The organism is Janibacter sp. DB-40 (assembly GCF_029510815.1).
Taxonomy (GTDB): Bacteria; Actinomycetota; Actinomycetes; order Actinomycetales; family Dermatophilaceae; genus Janibacter.
This window is the reverse complement of record NZ_CP120360.1, coordinates 3,256,539-3,277,296: the sequence shown is the minus strand read 5'-3', so window position 1 is coordinate 3,277,296 and position 20,758 is coordinate 3,256,539. Positions and strand designations below refer to the sequence as shown.

Here is a 20,758-nt window from a genome sequence, read left to right as displayed (position 1 = left end):
ACCATGGGCTGGACCCGGGTCTGCGACGTCGACGACGTCGAGGAGGAGGACGTCATCGGCGTGAGCGTCGAGGGACGCGACGTCGCCGTCTACCGCGACGAGGACGGCGAGTTCTACGCCAGCGACGGGCACTGCACGCACGAGCGGATGCTCCTGTGCGATGGTCTCGTCATGGACGGCATCATCGAGTGCCCGAAGCACAACGGGCGGTTCCGCATCACGGACGGCGCGGCGGTGGGTGCACCGGTCACCATCGACCTGCGCACCTATCCGGTGCGGGTCGAGGACGGGGAGGTCCATGTCGACCTCGCCTGACCTCTCGAGCGACGTGCAGCGGATCGTCGTCGTCGGTGCCGGTGAGTGCGGCACCCATGCGGCGATGGCCCTGCGGGACAAGGGCTTCGACGGCGAGATCACCGTCATCGGCCGTGAGTCGGTGCACGCCTACGAGCGCCCGCCCCTGTCGAAGCGTGCCCTCGCCGACGAGGAGCTGGCGCTGGTCCACCCGTGGTCCCCGGAGCAGCTGGAGGAGGCCGGCATCGAGCTGCGCCTCGGGGTCGAGGTCACCGGGCTGGACCTCGACGCCGGCACCGTCACGACGAGCGAGGGGGAGGTTCCCTGGGACCGCCTGCTGCTCGCCCTCGGGTCGGATGCCCGTCGACTCGAGCTGGAGGGTGCCACCTACCTGCGCACCCACGAGGACGCCGCCGCACTGCGCTCTGTGCTCCGCCCCGAGGGACACCTGCTCGTGGTCGGGGCCGGCTTCATCGGCCTGGAGATCGCGGCCGGTGCCCGGGAGCGCGGCATGGAGGTCACGGTGGTGGAGGCCGGGCCGCGGGCGCTCGGGCGGATCGTGCCCGAGGAGGTCGCCGCGCAGGTGGTCGCCCTGCACGAGGAGCGCGGGGTCACCCTGCGCACCGACACGACCGTGACCGGGATGCATCGCGAAGGGAGCGGGTTGCGGGCGGTGCTCTCCGACGGCGGCGAGCTCCTCGCCGATGCCGTCGTCGTCGGTGTCGGGGCCACCCCGGCGACCGCGCTCGCCGAGGAGGCCGGTCTGCTCGTCGACAACGGGATCGTCGTCGACGAGGCGCTGCGCACCTCCGACCCGCGGGTCTTCGCCGCGGGGGACTGCGCGGCCTTCCCCGACGCACGCTCGGGCAACCGGGTCCGGCTGGAGTCGTGGCGCAATGCCCACGACCAGGCCCTGACCGCGGCCGCGTCCATGCTCGGTGAGGACGAGGCCCACGCGGCCGTCCCGTGGTTCTGGTCCGACCAGTACGACCAGATGCTCTCCGTGGCCGGGTTGCCCGGGACGGGCGAGCGGACCGTGCTGCGGCGCCGGGAGGACGGGGTCCTCGTGCACCTCGGCCTCGACGGCCGGGACCGGCTCGTCCACGCCGCGGCCGTCGGCCCGGGACCCAGCGTGGCCAAGGACATCCGGGTCGCGGAGAAGCTCATCGCCGCGGCCGTGCCGCTGGAGGCGGCGCAGCTGGAGGACCCGGGCGTCCCCCTTCGCTCGATCCTCAAGGCGGCCACCGCGTGAGTCCCCGCGGGGGCGACCGCCCGGTCACCCTGCGCACCGTCGCCGAGCGCGCCGGTGTCTCGAAGTCCTCCGTCTCCCGGGTGCTGCAGGGCTCGCCCAAGGTCTCCGAGGAGGCACGCGCGGCCGTCGAGGCGGCCATGGCGGAGCTGGGATACCGGCCGAACTCGGTCGCGCAGAGCCTCGGGGCGCGTCGCACGAAGACCATCGGCGTGCTCGTCAACGACCTGCGGCAGCCATGGTTCGTCGACTTCCTCGCGGGCCTGGGGGAGCGGCTCGCCGAGCACGACCTGCACCCCTTCGTCGCCGACGGACGGCTCGACCGGGACCTCGACGACCGGCTGCTCAACGCCTTCCTCGACATGCGCGTCGACGGGCTCGTACTGGCCGGGACGATGCCGGTCACGGATGCGATCCGGGATGCCGCCCAGCGGCTACCCACCGTCGTCGCCGGCATGCGCGACCTGCGGCTGCCGACGGTCGACGTCATCGCCGAGGACGACGCCGCGGGCGCGCGGCTGGCCGTGGAGCACCTCGTCGCCCTCGGGCATGAGCGGATCGCCCACATCGCCGGGCCGGCGGGCGAGGTGTTCCGCCAGCGCCGGATCGGCTACGAGGAGGCGATGCGCGCCGCAGGGCTGGTCGAGCACATCCGGGTCGTCCCGTCGGACATCACCGAGGACGACGGGTTCACCTGCGGCGCAGCGCTCTTCGCCTCCGACCCACCGACCGCCGTCTTCACCGTCAACGACCTCGTGTGTGCGGGGGCCATGGCTGCGGCGACGGACGCGGGCCTGTCCGTGCCGGGTGATGTCTCATTCGTCGGGTTCGACGACAGCAGCATCGCGCGCATGCGCTGGGTGGGGCTGACGAGCGTCGACATCCAGCCGCGCACGGTGGGGTCGGTGGCGGCGGATTTCCTGGTCGAGCGCATCACCGACCCCGAGCGCGAAGCCCGCGAGCACCTCGTGGCTCCGCGCCTGAGGGTCCGCTCGTCCTCCAGCTCGGCGCCGCGTCCGGTGGCCTCGCACCAAGTGGTGGGAGAGTGCTCTACCGGCGCCTCCGGTGAGCACGGATCCACCACCTGAGTGCCTGCCTCCTCGACCAGCCCGTTCTGCAGGAAGGACCACCCGTAGTGAGCTGCCCGAGGACAGACCGCAAAGCTCCGGGTCTGCTCGAAGGGGGAGGCGGTCGTCGTGGTCCTGACGAGGAACCCGGACCGCACTGCCGTCGCGCCTTAGTGGGAGACCTCGTCGATGCCGTTCATCGACAGCGTCTGCCGCATGGCCTCGACGACGCGGTGGGTCGTCCACTCGTCGGGGGCCGACAGAAGCGTGCCGGTTCCCCGTCTGGAAGTGATTACTCCTGGGGGAACCTGATGGATCGAGGCAACCGAGTCGTCCACCCAGATGCGGTAACCGATGGGCACCTGCCACGAGCTGGTCGGGCGTGCCAGTTTCAGCACGGCCCGATCCCGGAAGTTGCCGGCCAGCGGCTCCCACACGTCCACCACAGCCTCCACGATCGGATCGACCACTGCGGTGGTGAAGCCCCTAGGAGTGGTCTCCCGGAGCGTGACCCTAACTCGGTTGGCGGGGACGCGCCCCCCTTCGACGGTACTGCCCGCGTTGATGCCCAGATCGATGTCCAGACCGGCGATCTCCTGGCTGAGGGAGAAGGAGTACCCGTTCACGGGTGAGGGGTCCCCGTCCTCAGACCGAAACACCTTGGACTCGACCCAGTCCGCCTGCTCGTGCGCGGTCGCGGGCCAGGCCCCCCAGGCGTTGCCGTCCGGGTAGCGCCACCCGTCGACCGGACACACCGATGCAAGGCCCTGCACGGTTGCTGCCGTCTTCCGGGCAACCACGTCCGCGCCCTCGGCCCGTCCGTTCCAAAAGGTCAGCAAGTTGACGTGTGCGGCGTCAGCCAATCGATGTTCCACAGCTGTCATCCCTTCGGAATGTAGTCGACGCTGATGTTGAAGTAGCCCTCGTCGTCGAGGATCTCCTGAATGGCGTCAGCGCCCCGAGGGTCGGAGACCTTCCATTCCAGGACGGCCCCGTCGGGCAGTGCCTGCGATTGTCGCCGTGCCTCATCCACAATGCTCTCCCTCATGCCGCGCGCCCACGGCTTGTCCGGGTTCATGGCGAGTTCGGCGTACCCGTCCTTCGCGTCCAGGAAGACCTCGTGTGGCGGGTCTCCTCGCACGATGCGACCGTCGAAGGAAACGGGTTTGCCATCAGTCGGGTTCCTGACGACGTACTCCGGGATGCCCCCGTCCGGGAGGCGTCTCATCCCGGTGATCTGTTCCTGGTAGGCCATCCCCTTCTCGCCTTGGCGCACCGCTGCCCACCCGGGCCGGAAGTTGGCAGGCAACCGACCGTGTGGTTTGCCCCCGTAGGCGACCCAGTCGGGGTAGCCCTTCGGCCTCGGAAGGAAGCCGTCGAACCGTATCCAGCCTCCTTCGTCGGCCATCAGCGCGCGATATCTGGGCCAGAAGGCTGCAGGGTCGTCGAGGTACTCCTTGGCCAGCTGCTTCGCCCCGACCCCGTAGGTCGCGCCGATGGCAGGCGGCATGAACGTCAGCAACAGCTCACCGAGATCGAGGGCGAACGCGCCGGGCGAGGTGTTGGCGGCGTAGTTCTGGAGCGTGGTCTCGGGGTCTTTGATGAGGTCACCGATACCGGTGCCGTGGTCGACGATGTAGGTGCCGATGCCGGCGGCGAACAGTCCGCCGGTGAACCCGAAGGGAATCGCCAGGAGCGCCGCCGCTCCGATACCGATGAATACCTGCTGCGTCGTGCTCAGGCCGTCCCACCACCCGGCCAAGGCATCCAACTGCCCGGCCAGCCACCACCACGACCATTCGTTACCGGTGGTCAGCTCAGGACCGATCCCAGCCGCCGCGATCGGGGCGATTGCCAACCCTGCGGCAAGCAGCGCTGCCAGCGTCGCTATTCCCATCAACCGGTACCCCAGACCGGGAAACCGGCTGGGCGCGAGGCGGTCGGCGTCGACGTGGCAGACCAGCTGACGCGCCTGACGCTGCATCGACCAGAACGCGCGACCGTTCGTGATGGCCTGCGCGCGGCTCTCCCCCGGTTCACGGCTGTGCGCTGCGACCCCCTGTGCGGCGTCGAGCCACAACACCCGCGACACCTGCGCGCCCGCTGCCACGAACCTCGAGCCGAGCCCCAAGTGAGCGCGCTCGCTTCGCCGACGAGCATGCAGCCTCAGCTGCGGCAAAGCGTCCTGAAGGGCATCCAGTGTCACGTCCACGACCTTGCGTGCATCGTGCTTGGCCTGCGTGACCAACCACGCGAGTAGTCCATCGCCGCGTCCGCGCTGCTCCGTCGTTCCTACGGCAGGCCCGTCACCGAACGCCCCAGCACCCACGATCGGGAAACCATAACGGGAGTAACGACGGGCATCGACCACGACCGCCGCCACGAACAGCACGGCGAGCAAGGCAGTGCGTCCTTCGCCCCCGCCGGTGACCTGAAACGTGAACCGCACGACCCACGGAATGGTCGTGCCCTGGGAAGTCAGCCACGTGTCATCACCCCCAGCGGCGACAGCGTTGCGGCCCATGTGATCCACGACCGCGACCCAGAACATCAGCACCGGCGCGGCCACCGCGCCCGCTCGGACTGCCCACGGGACGCGGGAGGAACTGCTGGATCGCCACGCCGCGATCGCCAGCCCCACCGCGACCGCCACCAACGCCGTCAGCACATGATGACCGGCGTAACTGGCGTATTCACCGGAGAACGACCCGCCCCCGATCGGCCAGATCCCGAACTCGTCGATTCCGAAACACTCAATCCGTTGGTCCGGAGGACGATGAGCACAGAGATCAAGGATGCCGCCCTGAAGGTCAGGGTCGGTGAGGTAGATCCTGCGAAACAGCTCCTCCACCGCCGTGAACGCTGCACCCGAGGCCATCCCCAGCAGTAGCCAGTCGACGACCGCGAACCGCCGCACCCTCCTCGCAGCCAGCACCACGATCAGAGCCACCGGTAGCAGCTTCAGCGCCTCCTCGGTCAGCCCCGCGATCGCCACCGACGCCCCGACCGCCTCACTCGCGGCACCGTGGACATCCGCATCACCGCCGCCCGAGGAAGCCTCCTCATAGGTGAGGAACACCAGGTCCGACAGCCACACGCTGACCAGTCCGATCACGACCGACCACGGCACCGCGAAGGCGAACACCCGCAGGCACGTACCCCAGCTGAGTGTGCGGGTCCGGGCCGCCACCACGCAGCAGATCAGGATCCAGAGCGACCCGACATAGGCACCCATCCCCATACGCACGTTCGGGAACCAGATGACAACGACCAGTAGCCACACCAGCCCCGCGAGCAGCAACACCCACCGAAGCAGCCCGAGAGCCCGGGCGAGACCAGGATGACGCTCCCCGAACCGCTGCCACCGCCGAGCGCGCCACACACGCAGGTGCTCCCACCACTCCAACGGTTCACCGGTCACTGATCCCGGCGCATCACGCACCGCCGCGTCTGACACAGACGTCCCCCAAGAAGCGATTCCGCACGCTCGTGCATTCACATGCCGAGCCCTCGGGCACGGCGAGCGCAGACTACACATGGGTGTCCCCCGCCGCATCCGGAGGCAGGCGGACTGCCCACCGGGTGGCGACTCAGCTCAGACGAGGTGAACCGCCGTCCGGACCTCCTCAATCGACACCGGCCGGTGCTCCGCAGCGGACAGCGTCGCGGCCTCGGCGGTCCAGGCGGTACCCATGGCGTCGGCAACGGTGCACGGGTTGTCGACCGTGCCGGTGGCCACCTCGGTGAAGGTCGCCAGCTCGACGCGGAACGCGTCGGCGAGGCGGTCCATGAAGAACTCGTGCGGCGGCCCGGCGGGCCAGGTGATGCCCGGCTGGGTCGGGCGAAGGGGGAGCCCCTCGTCCAGCCCGGCGGCCACCGCGTCGCGCACCCCGTGCACCTCGAGCCGCACGTCGTACCCGCGGCCGTTGGTGCGGGTGTTGGACACGACGCCGATGGTGCCGTCGGAGAGGGTCAGCAGCACCGAGGCGCTCGAGTGGTCGCCGTGGTCGGCGTAGTACTCGGCGGGCGCGTCCGGGTCGACCGAGCCGACGGCGTGGACCTCGACGACCTCCTGGCCGGTCACCCAGCGCACCGCGTCGAAGTCGTGGACGGAGCAGTCCCGGAAGATGCCGCCGCTGACGGCGAGGTAGGCCGCGGGCGGCGGAGCCGGGTCGAGGGTCGTCGAGCGGACCGTGGTGATGCGGCCGAGCTCGCCCGAGCGCACCGCGTCGCGCGCCGCGACGAAGGCCGGGTCGAAGCGGCGCGGGTAGCCGATCTGCACGGGCACGTCGCTCCCGACGACGGCCTCCTGCACGGCGATCGACTCCGCGATGGTCCCGGCGACGGGCTTCTCGCAGAAGGTGGGGACCCCCTTCGCCACCGCCGCGCGGATCAGTGCGGCGTGGGTGTTGGTCGCTGCGGCGATGACCACGCCGTCGACCCCGGACGCGAGCAGCGCCTCGGGCGAGTCGACGGTGCGGACCGCGGACAGCCGTGCGGTGACGGCGTCGACCGCTGCGGTGACCGGGTCGGTGACGACGAGCTCGTCGACACCGTCGAGGGCGGCGAGGGTGTCGGCGTGGAAGGAGCCGATCCGGCCGAGGCCGATGAGTCCGATGCGCATGGGGATCCTTTGGTCGGGGAGGGCGAAGGGGGTGGGTGGGCTCGTGCAGGAGGTTGGACGGGCCTAGTCGGACCCGCCGATGACCTGCTGGTCCCAGTCGATGACCGAGCCGGTGACGACCCCGGAGCGGTCGGAGAGCAGGAAGACGACGGCGTCGGCGATCTCGTCGACCTGGCCGAGCTTGCCCATGGGCAGCTTCGCGTTGGCCTGCTCGACCCAGTCGTCGCCGGCGTCGTGGAAGCGCCGCTGTGTCGAGTCCTCACCCTCGGTCTGCGTCCACCCGATGTTCAGCGCGTTGACCCGGATCCGGTCGAAGCGGTGGGCGTGGGCGACGTTCTTCGTCAGCCCGGCCAGCCCGGCCTTCGCCGCGACGTACGGCGCGAGGTAGGGCTGGCCGCCGCGCGCGCTGATGCTGGAGATGTTGACGATCGTCCCGGGCGCCTCACGCCCGACCATGTCCGCGACCGCGGCCTGCATGGTGAAGAAGGGGCCGCGCAGGTTCGTCGTGATGTGCGCATCGAACAGCTCCGGCGTCGTGTCGAGGATCGACCCGCGGTCGGTGAGCCCGGCGCAGTTGACGAGGCAGTCGATGCGTCCGTGCCGCTCGATCGTCGTGGTGACGACCCCCTTCGCCGCCTCCGGGTCGGAGACGTCGCCGGTGATGCTCGAGACGCGCTCGCCGAGCTCGTCGGCCAGGGCCTGACCGGGCTCGGGGCGACGACCGGTGACGACGACGTGCGCGCCCTCGCGGACGGCGGCGCGGGCGATGCCGGCGCCGACACCGGAGGTGCCGCCGACGACGAGGACGACCTTGTCGGTGAGGAGCTGCTGCATGGGGGTCCTGTCCGTGGGGGTGTGGGAAGGGGGTCGGTCAGCTGGTGCGGCGGGCCGCGGCGTACCCGGCGAGACGCTGGGCCAGCTCCTCGGGGGAGTCGGCCTCGGCGAGGGCCTGCCGGACGATGTCGGCCTGGGTGGGCGGCGACATGCCGTCGACCGGCTGGTCGAGGTCGAGGTTGGTCGGGAAGGCGTAGCCCTCGGCGCTCGCGGCGACCGCGTGCTCGACGTCGACACCGGCAGCCTTGCGGGAGAGGAGCGCCGGGTAGATCGCGGTGACGATCCGGTGTCGGTCGGTGGCCTCCATCGACCGGCCGAAGGCCGAGGAGATCTGCAGCAGGTTCGCCATCCGGCGCACGTCGCTCGTCGTGTTCGACCCGGCCGCGTGGAAGAGGGCGGGGTTGAAGAAGACCGCGTCCCCCTTCCTCAGCGGCAGCTGCACGTGGTGCTCGGCGAAGTACTCCTGGAACTCGGCCAGCCAGTAGGCGAGGTAGCCGTGCGAGTACTTCTGCGAGTGCGGCAGGTAGAGCGTCGGCCCGGTCTCGACGGGCATGTCGCAGTGGGCGATCGCGCCCTGGAGGGTGAGCACGGGGGAGAGGTCGTGCACGTGGCGCGGGTAGCGCTCGGTGACCTCCGGGGAGGTGAAGCCGAGGTGGTAGTCGCGGTGGACGGTCTGGCCCCGGCCGCCCGGGTTGACCACGTTGACCTGGCTGGTGACCTGGTAGCCGGGACCGAGCCAGGCGCGGGCGGCGAGGGCGATGAGGTCGTCGGCGTAGTAGTCGACGAAGTCCTCGGGATGGTCGACGGCGAGCTTCTCCAGGGCGTTCCAGATCCGGTCGTTGGCCCCGGCCGCGGCGAAGTGGTCGCCGACCTCGGCGCCGGTCGCCTTCTCCGCGGCGATGATCTCCTCGTAGTCCGCCGACACCCGGTCGACGACCTCGTGCCCGAGCGCGCCGGTGATCACGAAGATCCCGGCCCCGTCAGCGAGGACCTCGGCGAGCTCGGCCTCCACCGCGATGGCCCCCGTCTCGCTCGAGATCGCCTCTCGCAGAGCGGTGGCCGCGTAGACCGGCACCTGCTGCTCGATGCGCTCGGCGTGCGTGGGGACCGCGTCGACCTGCCGCTCGAGGAGGGCGCGCAGGTCGGCGACGTGGCAGTCGGACCGGCTCAGGCGACCGGCGAAGGGGGCAGACGTCGTCGTCATGACTCCAGCCTCCCCCTTCGCCCCGGTGCGGTGAGGTCGAGAAGACCTCAAAAAAACCTCATGTCGTGGGGGAGGAGTATCAGCGGCGGCGTGTCCCTCGAGCCCCGGCATCGCGAGGGTAGAATGGAGTCCACCAGGGTAGAAAGGTGGATCCTGTGGGCCTGAACATCAAGAACGAGCGTGTTCACGCGCTTGCCCGTCAGGTGGCGCAGCGCACGGGTGCGACGCAGACGAGCGCCATCGAGGAGGCCCTTGAGCGCCGACTCCATGACTTGGATGCCCGTGATCGTGAGACGGCACGTCGACGGCGACTGATGCGCTTGATGGACGAGATCGAGGACACGACGACGGATGAGCAGCGGGCGGTCACCCGGCAGGTCATGGACGAGATGTATGACGACAACGGCCTCCCTGCATGATCGTCGACACCTCCGCGATCGTCTGTGTCCACGAGGGTGAGCCCGAGGCCCGTCGGTACCTCGAGCTGATGATGGACGCCGATGTCCTGAGGATCTCCGCCGGGACACTGCTGGAGACCTCGCTGGTCCTCGACGCCCGACAGCGCCTGCGCTCGTCCAGACGGCTGGACCGTCTCATCGCCGACCTGGACCTCGAGGTGGTTCCGGTCGACGAGGCCCAGGTCGCCGTGGCACGCACTGCCTACAGGGATTTCGGCAAGGGGTCAGGTCATCCGGCGCAGCTGAACTTCGGCGACTGCTTCGCCTATGCGCTGGCGATCACGACCGGGGACCCGCTCCTCTTCAAGGGCGGCGACTTCGGCCACACCGATGTGGTTGCGGTGGTGTGACGCCGCCGGTCACACCACTGACCAGTCCGCCATCATCATCCGGTCCTCGTGCTCGAGGTTGTGGCAGTGCAGGACGTAGCGCCCGCGGTACCCCTCGATCGGCACGAGCACCTCGGCGCGGGAGGTCGGTCCGACGTCGACGGTGTCCTTCCACGCCGGGGCGCCGTCCTGCTTGACCTGGAAGGGCACCAGGTGCGCGTGGACCGGGTGGTGCACGTCGGTCGTGAAGCGCCACCGCTCGACCGTGCCCAGCCGCGCCTCGAAGAGGTCGTGCCCGGGACGGTAGGGCTGCCCGTTGATCGACCACATCGGCAGCGATCGGTCGCTGCCGGAGTGCGATCCGTGCCCGCCGGACATCGGCTGACCGAGCGCGAGGTGGAAGTCGCGGGTGCGCACGACGCGTGAGGGGTCGATCGGCTCGATCGTCGACAACCGGTCGGGCACGCGGGAGTCGTCCCTCGCCCTGCGTGCGACGTCGAAACGCATGACCAGCCCCATGTCGTCCTCGCCGAGCCCGTTGACCAGCGTGACCTGCGAGCCGGGGGAGTGCTGCGAGAAGTCGATGACGACGTCCGCGCGCTCAGCGGGTGCGAGGGTCAGCGTGCGGCGACGGTGCGGCCGGGCGAGCAGACCTTGGTCGGTGCCGACCTGGACGATGTCACCGCCCGGATCGAGCGCCAGCTCCAGACGACGGGCGTTGCAGGCGTTGAGGATCCGCACGCGATACCGGGCGGCGTCGACGTCGGTGCGTGGCCACGGTGCGCCGTTGACGAGCATGCAGTCGCCGAGCAGGCCGCCGTGGAACCGACGGTCGAAGGTGCCCTCGCGCACCGGGTAGACCAGCTCCGCGTCCTCCCCGAAGGACCGGTCGGTGAGCACGAGCGTCAGCTCCCGGTCGTCGGTCGGCAGCCCGAGGTCCTCCTCGGCCGGGTCACGCAGCACGAAGGCCCCGGCCATCCCCGCGTAGACGTTCGGCCCGGTGAAGTCCATCGTGTGGTCGTGGTACCAGAGCGTCGCGGCACGCTGGTCGAGCGGGTACTCGTATGTGCGGGAGGTCTCCGGCTGCACGAGGTCCGTCGGGTACCCGTCGTGCTCTGCCGGGGTGACGCCGCCGTGGAGGTGGTTGACGACGGGGTGGTCGACGGCGTTGCGCACGCGCAGGCGCAGCGGTTCCCCCTTCGTCGCCTCGATGGTGGGGCCGGGGAAGGAGCCGTCGTACCCGATGATCTCGGTCATCCGCCCGGGCAGGATCTCCGTGCTGCGCCGCCGCACGGTCACGGTGGCACGGCCCTCGTGGGGCGTGAGCCGGGTGAGCGGCGGTAGCTGCGCGGCAAAGGGCGAAGGGAGCGGCACCCGGCTGCTCAGCAGTGCACCGGTCGAGCCGCCCGGCGAGGTCAGGGCCAGTCCGCAGGCCGACAGGCCCACGCCGGCGACGACCCCACCCGAGAGGGAGAACAGCTGGCGGCGGGACAGGCTCATCGCCGTGCCCCCTGTGCGCCCCGCGTCCACGACCACGCGCACAGCCAGACTGCCAGCGCCACGAGCGCGACCCCGAGCGGTACGTGGACGGCGAGCAGCCGGGTGTGGCCCATCCCGACCTGGAAGGTCGTCAGCATCAGCAGCGCGACGACACTGACACCCACCGCGACCCGGCGTGCGAGGACGGCGAGGAGCAGACCGACGAGGCCGGTGAGCATCGTCAGCGGCACGAGCAGTGCGCCGACGAGTGAGTGCATGTCGAAGGCCGCCCAGCTGCCCTGGAGGAAGGACCCGATCGAGATCGGCTGCAGCACGAAGAGGACCGCCTGGAGCAGCGCCACCGTGCGGAACGCCCAGAGGGTGAGCAGATGGGCTGCCGACGGGCGCGTCGGAGGGTGGGCGAGGACGGGTGCGGCCATGTCATCGACGCTATGGATCGCGACCGGCCGGCCACCATCATGCGGTCACCCGACCTCGGGTGGGGCTGCCCCCCCTTCGCGCCGACCAGAGAACCCGCACGACCCCGGCGCCGCGGCGACGAACTCCGAAACCGCTTGACCCTCACGCGACGTGAGGCAGCACGCTGCAGCCATGACCGAGATCGCGATGCTGCCGCAGACTGGTGCCATGGAGGCGCTCACGGTGGGACAGGTGGCCGAGACCTACGGCGTGACGGTGCGGACGTTGCACCACTACGACGAGGTCGGGCTGCTGCACCCCTCCGAGCGCACCCACGCGGGCTACCGGCTCTACACGGGTGAGGACCTGCAGCGCCTGGGCACGATCGTCGTCTACCGCCGGCTCGGCTTCGCGCTGGAGGAGATCGGCGAGCTGCTCGACGCCGACGGGGCCGAGGTGGTCGACCACCTGCGGCGGCAGCGGGACCTGGTCAGGGACCGGCTGGCACAGATGACCAGCCTGGTCGACGCGATCGAGCACGCACTGGAGGCGGAGATGAGCGACCAACCCGCGACGACGGAGGACCTCAAGGAGCTCTTCGGCGACGGGTACTCCGAGGAGTACCGGGCCGAGGCCGAGGCGCGGTGGGGCGAGACCGACAAGTGGCAGCAGTCCCACCAGCGGACGAAGGGCATGACCAAGGCCCAGTGGGCCGAGGTCAAGGCCGAGACGGAGGCACTGGAGTCGGACATCGGCGCGGCGGTCCGCGCCGGCGAGCCCGTCGACGGCGACTCGGCGGCCGCGCTCGCCGAGCGGCACCGGGCGAGCATCGAGAGGTTCTACGACTGCGACCACGAGTTCCAGGTGTGCCTGGCGCAGATGTACCTCGCGGACCCGCGCTTCACCCAGCACTACGAGGACATCGCGCCCGGCGCCGCCCAGTGGCTGCACGACGCGATCGTCGCCAACGCCGAGCGGCAGTCGTGACGGAGACCGGCGGGGAGCTGGCGCGGCGGCCCTTGGCCCTCGTTCCTCGGGCCTTGAGTCGGGCCACCACCCCAGTCCCCGCCGGTCCGGCACCCCCCGCTGGGTGAGTGAACTAGTGCCGGGCCCCAGCCGAGGCGAACCCCAGCCACGTGTGCCGGTTGTTCGCCCAGCACCAGCCGACCTTGGGGGCGTCCTTGCGCTGGCGACCGTCGCGACCCGTGCCGTTGCTGACCCACAGCGCGGGCGTGCGCGAGTCCAGCCCGCCCCGAGCCTTCGGCTTGCGCGAAGCGATCGTCATGAAGCACCGGCCGCGCTCGAGCCGCTCCGGCTCCTGCAGCAGCCAGCTGATGCCCTCGCTCACGGTGAGCGGGACGCGGCCGCGCTCACGGATGGCCGGAAGCGCCTCTGCCGGTGACCAGTTCGCCATCTCGTCACCACGCTCGACGTCGGCGATCCAGTGGAGGGGCGCCTCCGGGATCTCCTCGCCGTCGATCGGCACGAAGTCGGCCAGGTCGGTCATGTCCTCGACGACGAAGCCCGGCTTGTCGGCGTGCCGCAGCAGCGGAGCGAGATCGGCGGCGGGGACGAGCGACGGGGAGACGACGAGGACGCCGGTGCCCTCTGGTGCGGGTGGGACGAGGTCGGTGAACTCGGACTCCGAGAGCCCGGCCAGCGCGGGGACGCCGACCTCGATCAGTCGGGCAACGGGAGCAGGCAGGGGCATGAAGGTGACAACGCGGCCCGCGAAATTTTGTTCCGGGTCCAATCCGCACCGACCCCCGCCCCGAAGCCCCCTGTCCACACCCCGGCGGCGCCGCGTCGCCGACCCACAGGAGGAATGTCATGCGTACGACACGACGACTCGCCAGCACCGCCGCCATCGCCGCCCTCGTCGGGCTGCCCCTGGCCGCAGGGCCGGCCAGCGCCGACGGTCACGAGCTGACCGGTCAGCTCACCCAGCTCAACGACTCCGGCGCCTCGGGCACCGCGTGGGCGCAGGTCGACGGCGACCAGGTCCACATCAAGGTCGACACCCAGGGCCTGCTCGCGGGCTCCCCGCACGCGCAGCACATCCACATCGGCGGTCAGGGCACCTGCCCGACCGACGACATGGCCGGCGACGACGGCATCCTCTCCACCATGGAGGGCGCCCCCGCCTACGGCGGCGTCAAGGTCTCGCTGACCGAGGAGCCCGGCAAGACCGACGCCGGCGCCGCCCTGGACGTCGCCAACTTCCCCACGGGTGCGACGAACAGCTACGAGCGCACGATCACGGTCGACGACGCTCTTGCGCAGCAGATCGCCAACGGTGACGGGGTCGTCGTCGTCCACGGGATCGACGCAGACGGCTCCGGTAAGTACGACGGTGAGGCCAAGTCCTCGCTGGACGACAGCCTGCCGCTGGAGGCCACCGCCCCGGCTGCGTGCGGTGAGCTCGCGCCGGCCCAGATGGCGATGCCGCACGGTGGTGTCGAGACCGGTGGCACGAGCACCGCCGGCGTCGAGTACGCCGGCGCTCTCGCGCTCGGTGGCCTGGCCCTCGGCCTGGGCGGCGTCGGCTTCGCCGCCAACCGCCTGCGCACCACCCGCTGATCACGATGAGGAGCACGCACGCACGCACGACCCGCGGGCGCAAGTGGTTCGTCGCGCTCTGCGTCGGGCTGCTCCTCCTCGGCGGGGGCACGATCGCCTGGGCCGCCACCCAGCAGGTCGGGCCCCCGCCGGCACCGCCGTCCACCACCACGGCGAAGGGGGTGACCCCCTCTCCCACGACGTCCACCGCGCCCGACCGCGAGGCGACGTCGGAGGAGGAGCGGGAGGCGCCCCCTTCGCCCGAGGTCGCGGACGCGATGCCGGCCTCCGAGCCGGTGGCCGTGCGGCTGCCCTCGATCGACGTCAGCTCGCCGGTCCACGGACTCGGCCTCGATGCCCAGGGCCGACTCAAGGTGCCGTCCGGCGACCGGTACGACGAGGTCGCCTGGTACGACGGGTCGCCCACGCCCGGCGAGGTCGGGCCGGCAGTGCTCGAGGGGCACGTCACCGGCAGCGGGCACGACCCGTCGGTCTTCTTCGAGCTGGGCGATGTGCGCGCGGGGGACGAGGTCGAGGTCGACCGCGCCGACGGCACGACGGCGACCTTCGAGGTCACCCAGGTCAAGAAGAGCCCCAAGGACGACTTCCCCCGGATCGACGTGTACGGCGCGACCGCGGGGCCGGAGCTGCGGATCATCACCTGCGGGGGGACCTACGACGAGGACGCGCGACGCCACCTGGAGAACGTCATCGTCTTCGCGGAGCTGGTCGAGGGCTGACCTGTCACCACCGGCATCGTTCCCGGCAGGATGTCGAGCACGCCTCGTCGGCTCCGACGTCCGGGGTGACCTGGCCCCACGGCCGACCACCGACGCCTCCAGGAGGCATCTGATGAAGTTCGTCATCCTCATCCACTCCACCCCCGAGCCCTGGGGTCACCCCACCGGTGACTTCGTCGCCGAGCACAAGGCCCTGCCGCAGGAGCAGCGCGACGACATGAATGCGCACTTCGATCAGGTGCTAACCCAGCTGCAGGAGAACGGTGAGCTCGTCGGCGGTGAGGCGCTCGGCGACCCGCGCAGCTCCACGCTCTTCCGCTGGGCCGACGGCGACCCGATCGCCTCCGACGGCCCCTACGCGGAGACCAAGGAGCAGTTCGCCGGCTTCTTCCTCATCGATGTCGCCGACCGCGGGCGAGCCGAGGAGATCGCCTTCCACTTCGCCGGTCCCGGCGAGACGATCGAGCTGCGTCCGACGATGTGGCCCGGCGGCGACGACCAGTGACCGGGGGCAGCGAGGACGTCTGGCGCGAGCACAGCGCCGAGGTCCTCGCTGCCCTGCTCCGCAGGAGCGGTGACTTCGGCGACTGCGAGGACGCGCTCCAAGAGGCACTGCTCGCAGCCGCGGAGCAGTGGCCCCGGGACGGGATGCCGCACGACCCGAAGGCCTGGCTCATCCGCGTCGCCTCCCGCCGCTTGCTCGACGCGCATCGCAGCACCACCGCACGCGAGCGAAGGGAGTGGGCCGAGTCCGCTTCTGCCGCACGGCTGCTCGGGTCCCGTCCTGACCTGCCCGACGCGGTCGAGCATGACGACACGCTCCGGATGTGCATGCTCTGCGCCCACCCCGATCTCAGCGACGCCTCTCGGGTGGCGCTCACGCTGCGAGGCGTCGCCGGCCTGACGACGGCACAGATCGCGTCCTGCTTCCTCGTGCCCGAGGCGACCATGGCGCAGCGGATCAGCCGGGCCAAGGCGACGATCCGGGCCAGCGGGGCCCCCTTCGCCCCACCGACGCAGGCGGATGCGGTGACGCGGCTGCACGCGGTCCGGCACGTCGTCTACCTCGTCTTCACCGCGGGTCACACGACCGCGGCCGGCGACCGGCTCGTCGACCTCGACCTGCAGCTCGAGGCGATCAGGCTCGCGGAGCGCCTGCACCGTGCCCTCCCGCACGACCCGGAGACGACCGGGCTCCTCGCCCTGCTGCTCATCGACCACGCGCGCACGGCGGCGCGCACCGACGCGGCCGGCGACCTCGTCCCGCTCGATGAGCAGGACCGCGCGCTGTGGGACCACGCGGCCATCGCGAGGGGTGTGGCCCTGGTCGAGGCGGCGCTGGTGAAGGGGGCGGTCGGACCCTTCCAGCTCCAGGCCGCGATCGCCGCGGTCCACGGCGAGTCGACCACGGTGGCGGAGACCGACTGGTCACAGATCACCGAGCTCTACCGCCTCCTCCTACGCGTCGCACCGTCCGCCGTCGTGCGGCTCAATCTCGCGGCGGCCATCGGTATGTCCCAGGGGGCCGATGCGGGGCTCGACGAGCTGGAGGGGCTCCGGTCGGACCCTTCCCTGACCCGGGGACACCGTGTCCACGCGGTACGCGCACACCTGCTCGAGCGAGCGGGCCGGTCGGAGGAGGCGCGCGAGGCATATCTGCGGGCGGCGGGCAGGACGCAGAGCATCCCGGAGCAGCGCTACCTCAACCGACGGGCCGCGGCACTGGAGCGCTGAACACCCTTGACAACGTACAACTCTTTGGTTGTACATTGGTTTCTGTGACACCGATGGACGAGAAGAGGGCGGACGCCTTCTTCCACGCGCTCTCCGACGGCACGCGCCGCGACATCCTGCGACGCGTCCTCGCCGGTGAGCACTCGGTGACCGCGCTGGCCGAGCAGTACCCGATGAGCTTCGCGGCCGTGCAGAAGCACGTCGCGGTGCTCGAGCGCGCCGGCCTGGTCACCAAACGCCGCAGCGGACGCGAGTCCCTCGCGAGCGGCGACGTCGAGGCCGTGCGGACGGTCGCGTCGCTGCTCGCGGAGTTCGAGGACGTCTGGCGCGGCCGGGTGGCAGGGATCGATTCCCTGCTGGCCCCTGACACATCAGCCGACACCACGTCGACGGACTGATCCATAAGGAAGCACCGCCATGCCACTCACCGACGTCACCACCGACACCGACAACCGCACCCTGACGATGACCTGCGACTTCCCCGTCACCCCCGAGCGCCTCTGGCAGGTGTGGGCCGACCCGCGCCAGCTCGAGAAGTGGTGGGGGCCCGAGTCGCACCCGGCCACGGTCACCGAGCACGACCTGCGGCCCGGCGGTCTCGTGAAGTACCACATGACCGGCCCGGACGGGGAGATCTTCCCCGGCGGCTGGGAGGTCATCGCCGTCGACGCGCCCCACCGGCTGGAGGCGCGCGACTTCTTCGCCGACGCGGACGGCAACCCCGTCGACACGGCGCCACAGTCCCGGATGGTCATCGAGATCACCGCGACCGAGGGTGGCTCGCGGATGGTCAACACCTCGACCTGGGAGTCGGCCGAGGACATGCAGGCGGTTCTCGACATGGGCGTCGTCGAGGGATCGTCCTCCGCGATCGGCCAGCTCGACGCGCTGCTGGCGGCCTGAGGAGGCGTCATGTCCGAGCTCGTCGTCGATTTCATCACCACCCTGGACGGCTACGCCTCGGGCGAGGGGTGGCCGGGGTGGTGGGGGCTCGAGGGCCCCGAGTACTTCCGGTGGCTCGAGACCCAACCCGAGCGCCACCACAGCATCCTCATGGGAGCCACGACCTACCGGGTGATGTCGGGCTTCACCGAGGTGCGTGACGATCTCCGCGAGGACGAGAGCGAGTCGGTCGACGAGCTCGCTCGCGCGGACAAGATCGTCGTCTCGAACACCCTGGAGGAGCCCTTGGCCTGGGCCAACACCGAGCTCATCAGGGGCGATGCGGTCGAGGCGGTCCGCCGGCTCAAGGCGAAGGGGGGCCGCTCCCTCCGCACCATCGGCAGCCTGAGCATGTGCCGGTCGCTGCTTCGGGCAGGGCTCGTGGACCGGTTCCGCGTCGCGATCTTCCCGGTCATCACCGGTGTCACCGGCAGTGAGCGGATCTACGACGGCTATCCGGACGTCGCCCTCGAGATGACGGACAGCCGGCTGCTCGACGGGCGGATCCAGGTCGTGGAGTACGCACCCTCCGTCCTTGCGCCGGCCTGACCCAGAGTTCACCCGGCATTGGCCCGGACGGCAACCTGTGGCCGCCCGGGCTTGGTGCGCCCGATCCTCAATGGGGTGAGACAGCGAACACCACCCCACTAGAGGATCCATGTCCACGCACGTGCGCCGCCGCACCCTGCTCGGTGGCACGACGGCCGCCCTCGGCCTGGTCGTCGCGGGCAGCTCCGCCCCCTTCGCCGCACGTGCCACCGCCGCGCAGACCACGCGGATGGCGGCCGGCTACGGACGACTGCGCCGGGCCGGTGCCCTGCTCGCGCTGCCCGAGGGCTTCTCCTACACCGTGCTCGCGGAGTCCGGATCGACGTCCGCCGGCGGGTACCGGGTGGCCGGCGACCAGGACGCCATGGGCTGCTTCGCCCGGCCCGACGGCGGGTCGACCATCGTGTGCAACCACGAGGTCGGCGGTGACGCCGCCGAGGGCGTCCCGCACGTCGACGGCCTCGTCTACGACCGTGGGGCGAAGGGGGGAACCTCCACCCTCGTCGTCACCGCCGCCAACGAGGTGGTCGAGCACTACACCTCCGTGGCCGGCACCGTCGACAACTGCGCCGGCGGCATCACCCCCTGGGGCACGTGGCTCACCTGCGAGGAGACCGACGAGAAGGCCGGGACGCACGAGGACGACGGCGTCACCTACACCTTCGAGAAGGACCACGGCTACGTCTTCGAGGTGGACCCGACGAGCCAGGCCGCGAACGTCGGGCGGGCCAACATCCCGCTGAAGTTCCTCGGCCGCTTCGAGCACGAGGCCGCTGCCGTGGATCCGTCCACCGGCGAGATCTACCTGACCGAGGACGCCGACGAGCCCAACGGCCTCTTCTACCGGTGGACCCCGCCGACCGGGTACACCCAGGGCACGGGCCGGCTGCACGCGCTCGCCGCGGACGGTGCCGTCGAGGTAGGCGTCCTCGAGGCGCTCGTCGCCTTCGAGCGAAACGGCCGGCAGGTCACCGACCTCTCACTGGCGACGCGGACCAACACGACGTACGCCGTCGAGTGGACCAGGGTCCCCGACCGCGACGCCCGCGAGAAGCCGATCCGCGAGCAGCTGGGCGATGGCCTCGTCAGCCGGGCACGCAAGCTCGAGGGCCTGTGGTGGGGCGACGGTGGCACGTACCTCGTCTGTTCTTACGGTCGCACGGACGACGGCTCGATCCACGAGCACGACGGCCAGGTCTGGTTCTTCGATCCGACCAAGCAGACGATCACCCTGACGACGATCTTCGGGGTCAACCGCGACACCGAGAAGGGCGACGGCGTCGACGGTCCGGACAACATCACCGTCTCGCCCCACGGCGGGCTGATCCTCGCCGAGGACGGCGACGGCAAGTCGCACCTCATGGGGGTGACCGACCAGGGCAAGTCCTACCCGCTGGCCCTCAACCTCGTCGACGACAGCGAGTGGGCCGGGCCGTGCTTCAGCGCGGACGGCTCGACCCTCTTCGCCAACATCCAGGGCGACCCGGGGCGCACCTTCGCCATCACCGGCCCGTGGGGCCGTCCGTCGAATGCGGCCCCACGGGCCCGGGGGCGGGCCTAGCCCTCAGGCCAGGGTGAGGAAGAGCTTCTCCATCGCGGCCTTGTCGTCCTCGTTCACGCCGTCCGGCGAGGTCAGGCACTCCTGCAGGCCGGAGGAGACGATGGCGAAGCCGGCCCGGTCGAGCGCGCGGCTCGCTGCGGCGAGCTGGGTGACGACGTCCTTGCAGTCGCGACCCTCCTCGATGAGGCGGATCACCCCGCCGATCTGGCCCTGGGCGCGGCGCAGTCGGTTGATGACCGGCCCCATGTCGTCCATGTCCAAGCTGACCATTGTCCTGTGTCCTTCGTGTGTGGGTGGTTCAGCCCAGGCGGGCCGGTAGGTCCGCCAGGGCGGCGTCGAGCCGGGTGCGCGCATCCTGCGCGACGTCGGTCAACTCCTCGTTCTCGGTGACGCTCACCAGGACCTCGGGGTCGACCGTCTCGACGACGGTTCGATTGTCCCCCTCCGCCCTGACGACGACGTTGCACGGCAGGAGGAGGCCGATCGAGGCCTCGCGGGCCACCGCCTGCTCCGCCAGCTGGGGTCGGCAGGCGCCGAGGATGACGTGCGGCTCGATGTCCGCGTCGGCCTTGGCCTTCAGCGTCGCGGCCAGGTCGATCTCGGTGAGCACCCCGAATCCCTGCTCGGCGAGCGCCTCGCGCGTGGCCTCGAGCGCCTGGGTGAACGGCGCCTCGACGGTGGTGGTCAGTGCGTACTGCATGTGGTGCTCCCTTCC

Annotated in this window: 24 protein-coding genes; 14 read left to right on the top strand and 10 right to left on the bottom strand. The window is 70.8% G+C overall.

Annotation, left to right across the window (positions count from 1 at the left end):
* The first annotated feature begins 3 nt into the window (after positions 1–3).
* Genes PVE36_RS15760 through PVE36_RS15750 form a run of 3 tightly spaced genes read left to right on the top strand, consistent with a single transcriptional unit; the run spans position 4 to position 2,631 of the window.
* Positions 4–315, top strand: a complete 312-nt coding sequence (locus tag PVE36_RS15760) for a non-heme iron oxygenase ferredoxin subunit (protein ID WP_277453652.1) — start codon at positions 4–6, stop codon at positions 313–315.
* Positions 299–1,546: an FAD-dependent oxidoreductase gene (locus tag PVE36_RS15755; RefSeq protein ID WP_277453651.1), complete on the top strand. Its 1,248-nt coding sequence runs from the start codon at positions 299–301 to the stop codon at positions 1,544–1,546. Before PVE36_RS15760 ends, PVE36_RS15755 begins: the two co-directional genes overlap by 17 nt.
* Positions 1,543–2,631 (top strand): LacI family DNA-binding transcriptional regulator, encoded by a 1,089-nt coding sequence (locus tag PVE36_RS15750; protein WP_277453649.1) that lies wholly within the window; start codon positions 1,543–1,545, stop codon positions 2,629–2,631. The genes PVE36_RS15755 and PVE36_RS15750 overlap by 4 nt, the downstream gene beginning before the upstream one ends.
* 149 nt (positions 2,632–2,780) lie before the next feature.
* Here the strand turns inward: PVE36_RS15750 and PVE36_RS15745 are convergent, their stop codons facing one another.
* From PVE36_RS15745 to PVE36_RS15725, 5 genes are all read right to left on the bottom strand, one after another.
* On the bottom strand, positions 2,781–3,494 hold the full coding sequence (locus PVE36_RS15745) for a hypothetical protein (RefSeq protein WP_277453648.1): 714 nt from the start codon (positions 3,492–3,494) through the stop codon (positions 2,781–2,783).
* Entirely contained in the window at positions 3,491–5,914 is a 2,424-nt protein-coding gene (locus PVE36_RS15740; RefSeq protein WP_277453647.1) for a PrsW family glutamic-type intramembrane protease, read from the bottom strand. Before PVE36_RS15740 ends, PVE36_RS15745 begins: the two co-directional genes overlap by 4 nt.
* 291 nt (positions 5,915–6,205) lie before the next feature.
* Entirely contained in the window at positions 6,206–7,234 is a 1,029-nt protein-coding gene (locus PVE36_RS15735) for a Gfo/Idh/MocA family oxidoreductase (RefSeq protein WP_277453646.1), read from the bottom strand.
* A 63-nt stretch (positions 7,235–7,297) separates the two neighbouring features.
* On the bottom strand, positions 7,298–8,068 hold the full coding sequence (locus PVE36_RS15730; protein WP_277453645.1) for an SDR family oxidoreductase: 771 nt from the start codon (positions 8,066–8,068) through the stop codon (positions 7,298–7,300).
* A gap of 37 nt (positions 8,069–8,105) precedes the next feature.
* Positions 8,106–9,272 carry a phytanoyl-CoA dioxygenase family protein gene (locus tag PVE36_RS15725; RefSeq protein WP_277453644.1) on the bottom strand — a complete coding sequence of 389 codons (1,167 nt, stop codon included), beginning with the start codon at positions 9,270–9,272 and terminating at the stop codon, positions 8,106–8,108.
* A 155-nt stretch (positions 9,273–9,427) separates the two neighbouring features.
* Here PVE36_RS15725 and PVE36_RS15720 point away from each other — a divergent pair, with 155 nt between their 5' ends.
* Positions 9,428–9,691 (top strand): type II toxin-antitoxin system VapB family antitoxin, encoded by a 264-nt coding sequence (locus PVE36_RS15720; protein ID WP_277453642.1) that lies wholly within the window; start codon positions 9,428–9,430, stop codon positions 9,689–9,691.
* Entirely contained in the window at positions 9,688–10,080 is a 393-nt protein-coding gene (locus PVE36_RS15715) for a type II toxin-antitoxin system VapC family toxin (protein WP_277453640.1), read from the top strand. The genes PVE36_RS15720 and PVE36_RS15715 overlap by 4 nt, the downstream gene beginning before the upstream one ends.
* Before the next feature lie 9 nt (positions 10,081–10,089).
* On the opposite strand, the gene PVE36_RS15710 is transcribed toward PVE36_RS15715, so the two are convergent.
* Positions 10,090–11,559, bottom strand: coding sequence for a multicopper oxidase family protein (locus PVE36_RS15710; RefSeq protein WP_277453639.1), 1,470 nt, complete (start codon positions 11,557–11,559; stop codon positions 10,090–10,092).
* Positions 11,556–11,978, bottom strand: a complete 423-nt coding sequence (locus PVE36_RS15705; RefSeq protein ID WP_277453638.1) for a hypothetical protein — start codon at positions 11,976–11,978, stop codon at positions 11,556–11,558. Before PVE36_RS15705 ends, PVE36_RS15710 begins: the two co-directional genes overlap by 4 nt.
* A 172-nt stretch (positions 11,979–12,150) precedes the next feature.
* Between PVE36_RS15705 and PVE36_RS15700 the strand changes: the two genes are divergently transcribed.
* The gene (locus PVE36_RS15700) at positions 12,151–12,945 is read left to right on the top strand and encodes a MerR family transcriptional regulator (RefSeq protein ID WP_277453637.1); all 795 of its coding nucleotides are present in this window, start codon (positions 12,151–12,153) and stop codon (positions 12,943–12,945) included.
* A gap of 112 nt (positions 12,946–13,057) precedes the next feature.
* On the opposite strand, the gene PVE36_RS15695 is transcribed toward PVE36_RS15700, so the two are convergent.
* Positions 13,058–13,669: a DUF5701 family protein gene (locus PVE36_RS15695; RefSeq protein WP_277453635.1), complete on the bottom strand. Its 612-nt coding sequence runs from the start codon at positions 13,667–13,669 to the stop codon at positions 13,058–13,060.
* Between the two features lie 119 nt (positions 13,670–13,788).
* Between PVE36_RS15695 and PVE36_RS15690 the strand changes: the two genes are divergently transcribed.
* The 8 genes from PVE36_RS15690 to PVE36_RS15655 all read left to right on the top strand — a co-directional run bounded on the left by PVE36_RS15690 (position 13,789) and on the right by PVE36_RS15655 (position 20,043).
* A complete protein-coding gene (locus tag PVE36_RS15690; protein WP_277453633.1) occupies positions 13,789–14,538 on the top strand; it encodes a CHRD domain-containing protein in 750 nt (249 codons plus the stop codon).
* Between the two features lie 5 nt (positions 14,539–14,543).
* Positions 14,544–15,257 carry a class F sortase gene (locus tag PVE36_RS15685; protein ID WP_277453631.1) on the top strand — a complete coding sequence of 238 codons (714 nt, stop codon included), beginning with the start codon at positions 14,544–14,546 and terminating at the stop codon, positions 15,255–15,257.
* 112 nt (positions 15,258–15,369) lie between these two features.
* Positions 15,370–15,762, top strand: coding sequence for a YciI family protein (locus PVE36_RS15680; RefSeq protein WP_277453629.1), 393 nt, complete (start codon positions 15,370–15,372; stop codon positions 15,760–15,762).
* A complete protein-coding gene (locus PVE36_RS15675) occupies positions 15,759–16,991 on the top strand; it encodes a sigma-70 family RNA polymerase sigma factor (protein ID WP_277453627.1) in 1,233 nt (410 codons plus the stop codon). Before PVE36_RS15680 ends, PVE36_RS15675 begins: the two co-directional genes overlap by 4 nt.
* Before the next feature lie 53 nt (positions 16,992–17,044).
* On the top strand, positions 17,045–17,389 hold the full coding sequence (locus PVE36_RS15670; RefSeq protein WP_277453626.1) for a metalloregulator ArsR/SmtB family transcription factor: 345 nt from the start codon (positions 17,045–17,047) through the stop codon (positions 17,387–17,389).
* Between the two features lie 19 nt (positions 17,390–17,408).
* Positions 17,409–17,894, top strand: coding sequence for an SRPBCC domain-containing protein (locus PVE36_RS15665; RefSeq protein WP_277453624.1), 486 nt, complete (start codon positions 17,409–17,411; stop codon positions 17,892–17,894).
* Between the two features lie 9 nt (positions 17,895–17,903).
* A complete protein-coding gene (locus PVE36_RS15660) occupies positions 17,904–18,482 on the top strand; it encodes a dihydrofolate reductase family protein (RefSeq protein ID WP_277453622.1) in 579 nt (192 codons plus the stop codon).
* 109 nt (positions 18,483–18,591) lie between these two features.
* Positions 18,592–20,043 carry an alkaline phosphatase PhoX gene (locus PVE36_RS15655; protein ID WP_277453620.1) on the top strand — a complete coding sequence of 484 codons (1,452 nt, stop codon included), beginning with the start codon at positions 18,592–18,594 and terminating at the stop codon, positions 20,041–20,043.
* Positions 20,044–20,046: 3 nt separating this feature from the next.
* On the opposite strand, the gene PVE36_RS15650 is transcribed toward PVE36_RS15655, so the two are convergent.
* Together PVE36_RS15650 and PVE36_RS15645 are read right to left on the bottom strand one after the other, a co-directional pair.
* Positions 20,047–20,313 (bottom strand): metal-sensitive transcriptional regulator, encoded by a 267-nt coding sequence (locus PVE36_RS15650; protein WP_277453618.1) that lies wholly within the window; start codon positions 20,311–20,313, stop codon positions 20,047–20,049.
* A 28-nt stretch (positions 20,314–20,341) separates the two neighbouring features.
* Entirely contained in the window at positions 20,342–20,743 is a 402-nt protein-coding gene (locus PVE36_RS15645; protein WP_277453617.1) for a DUF302 domain-containing protein, read from the bottom strand.
* Positions 20,744–20,758: the final 15 nt, after the last annotated feature.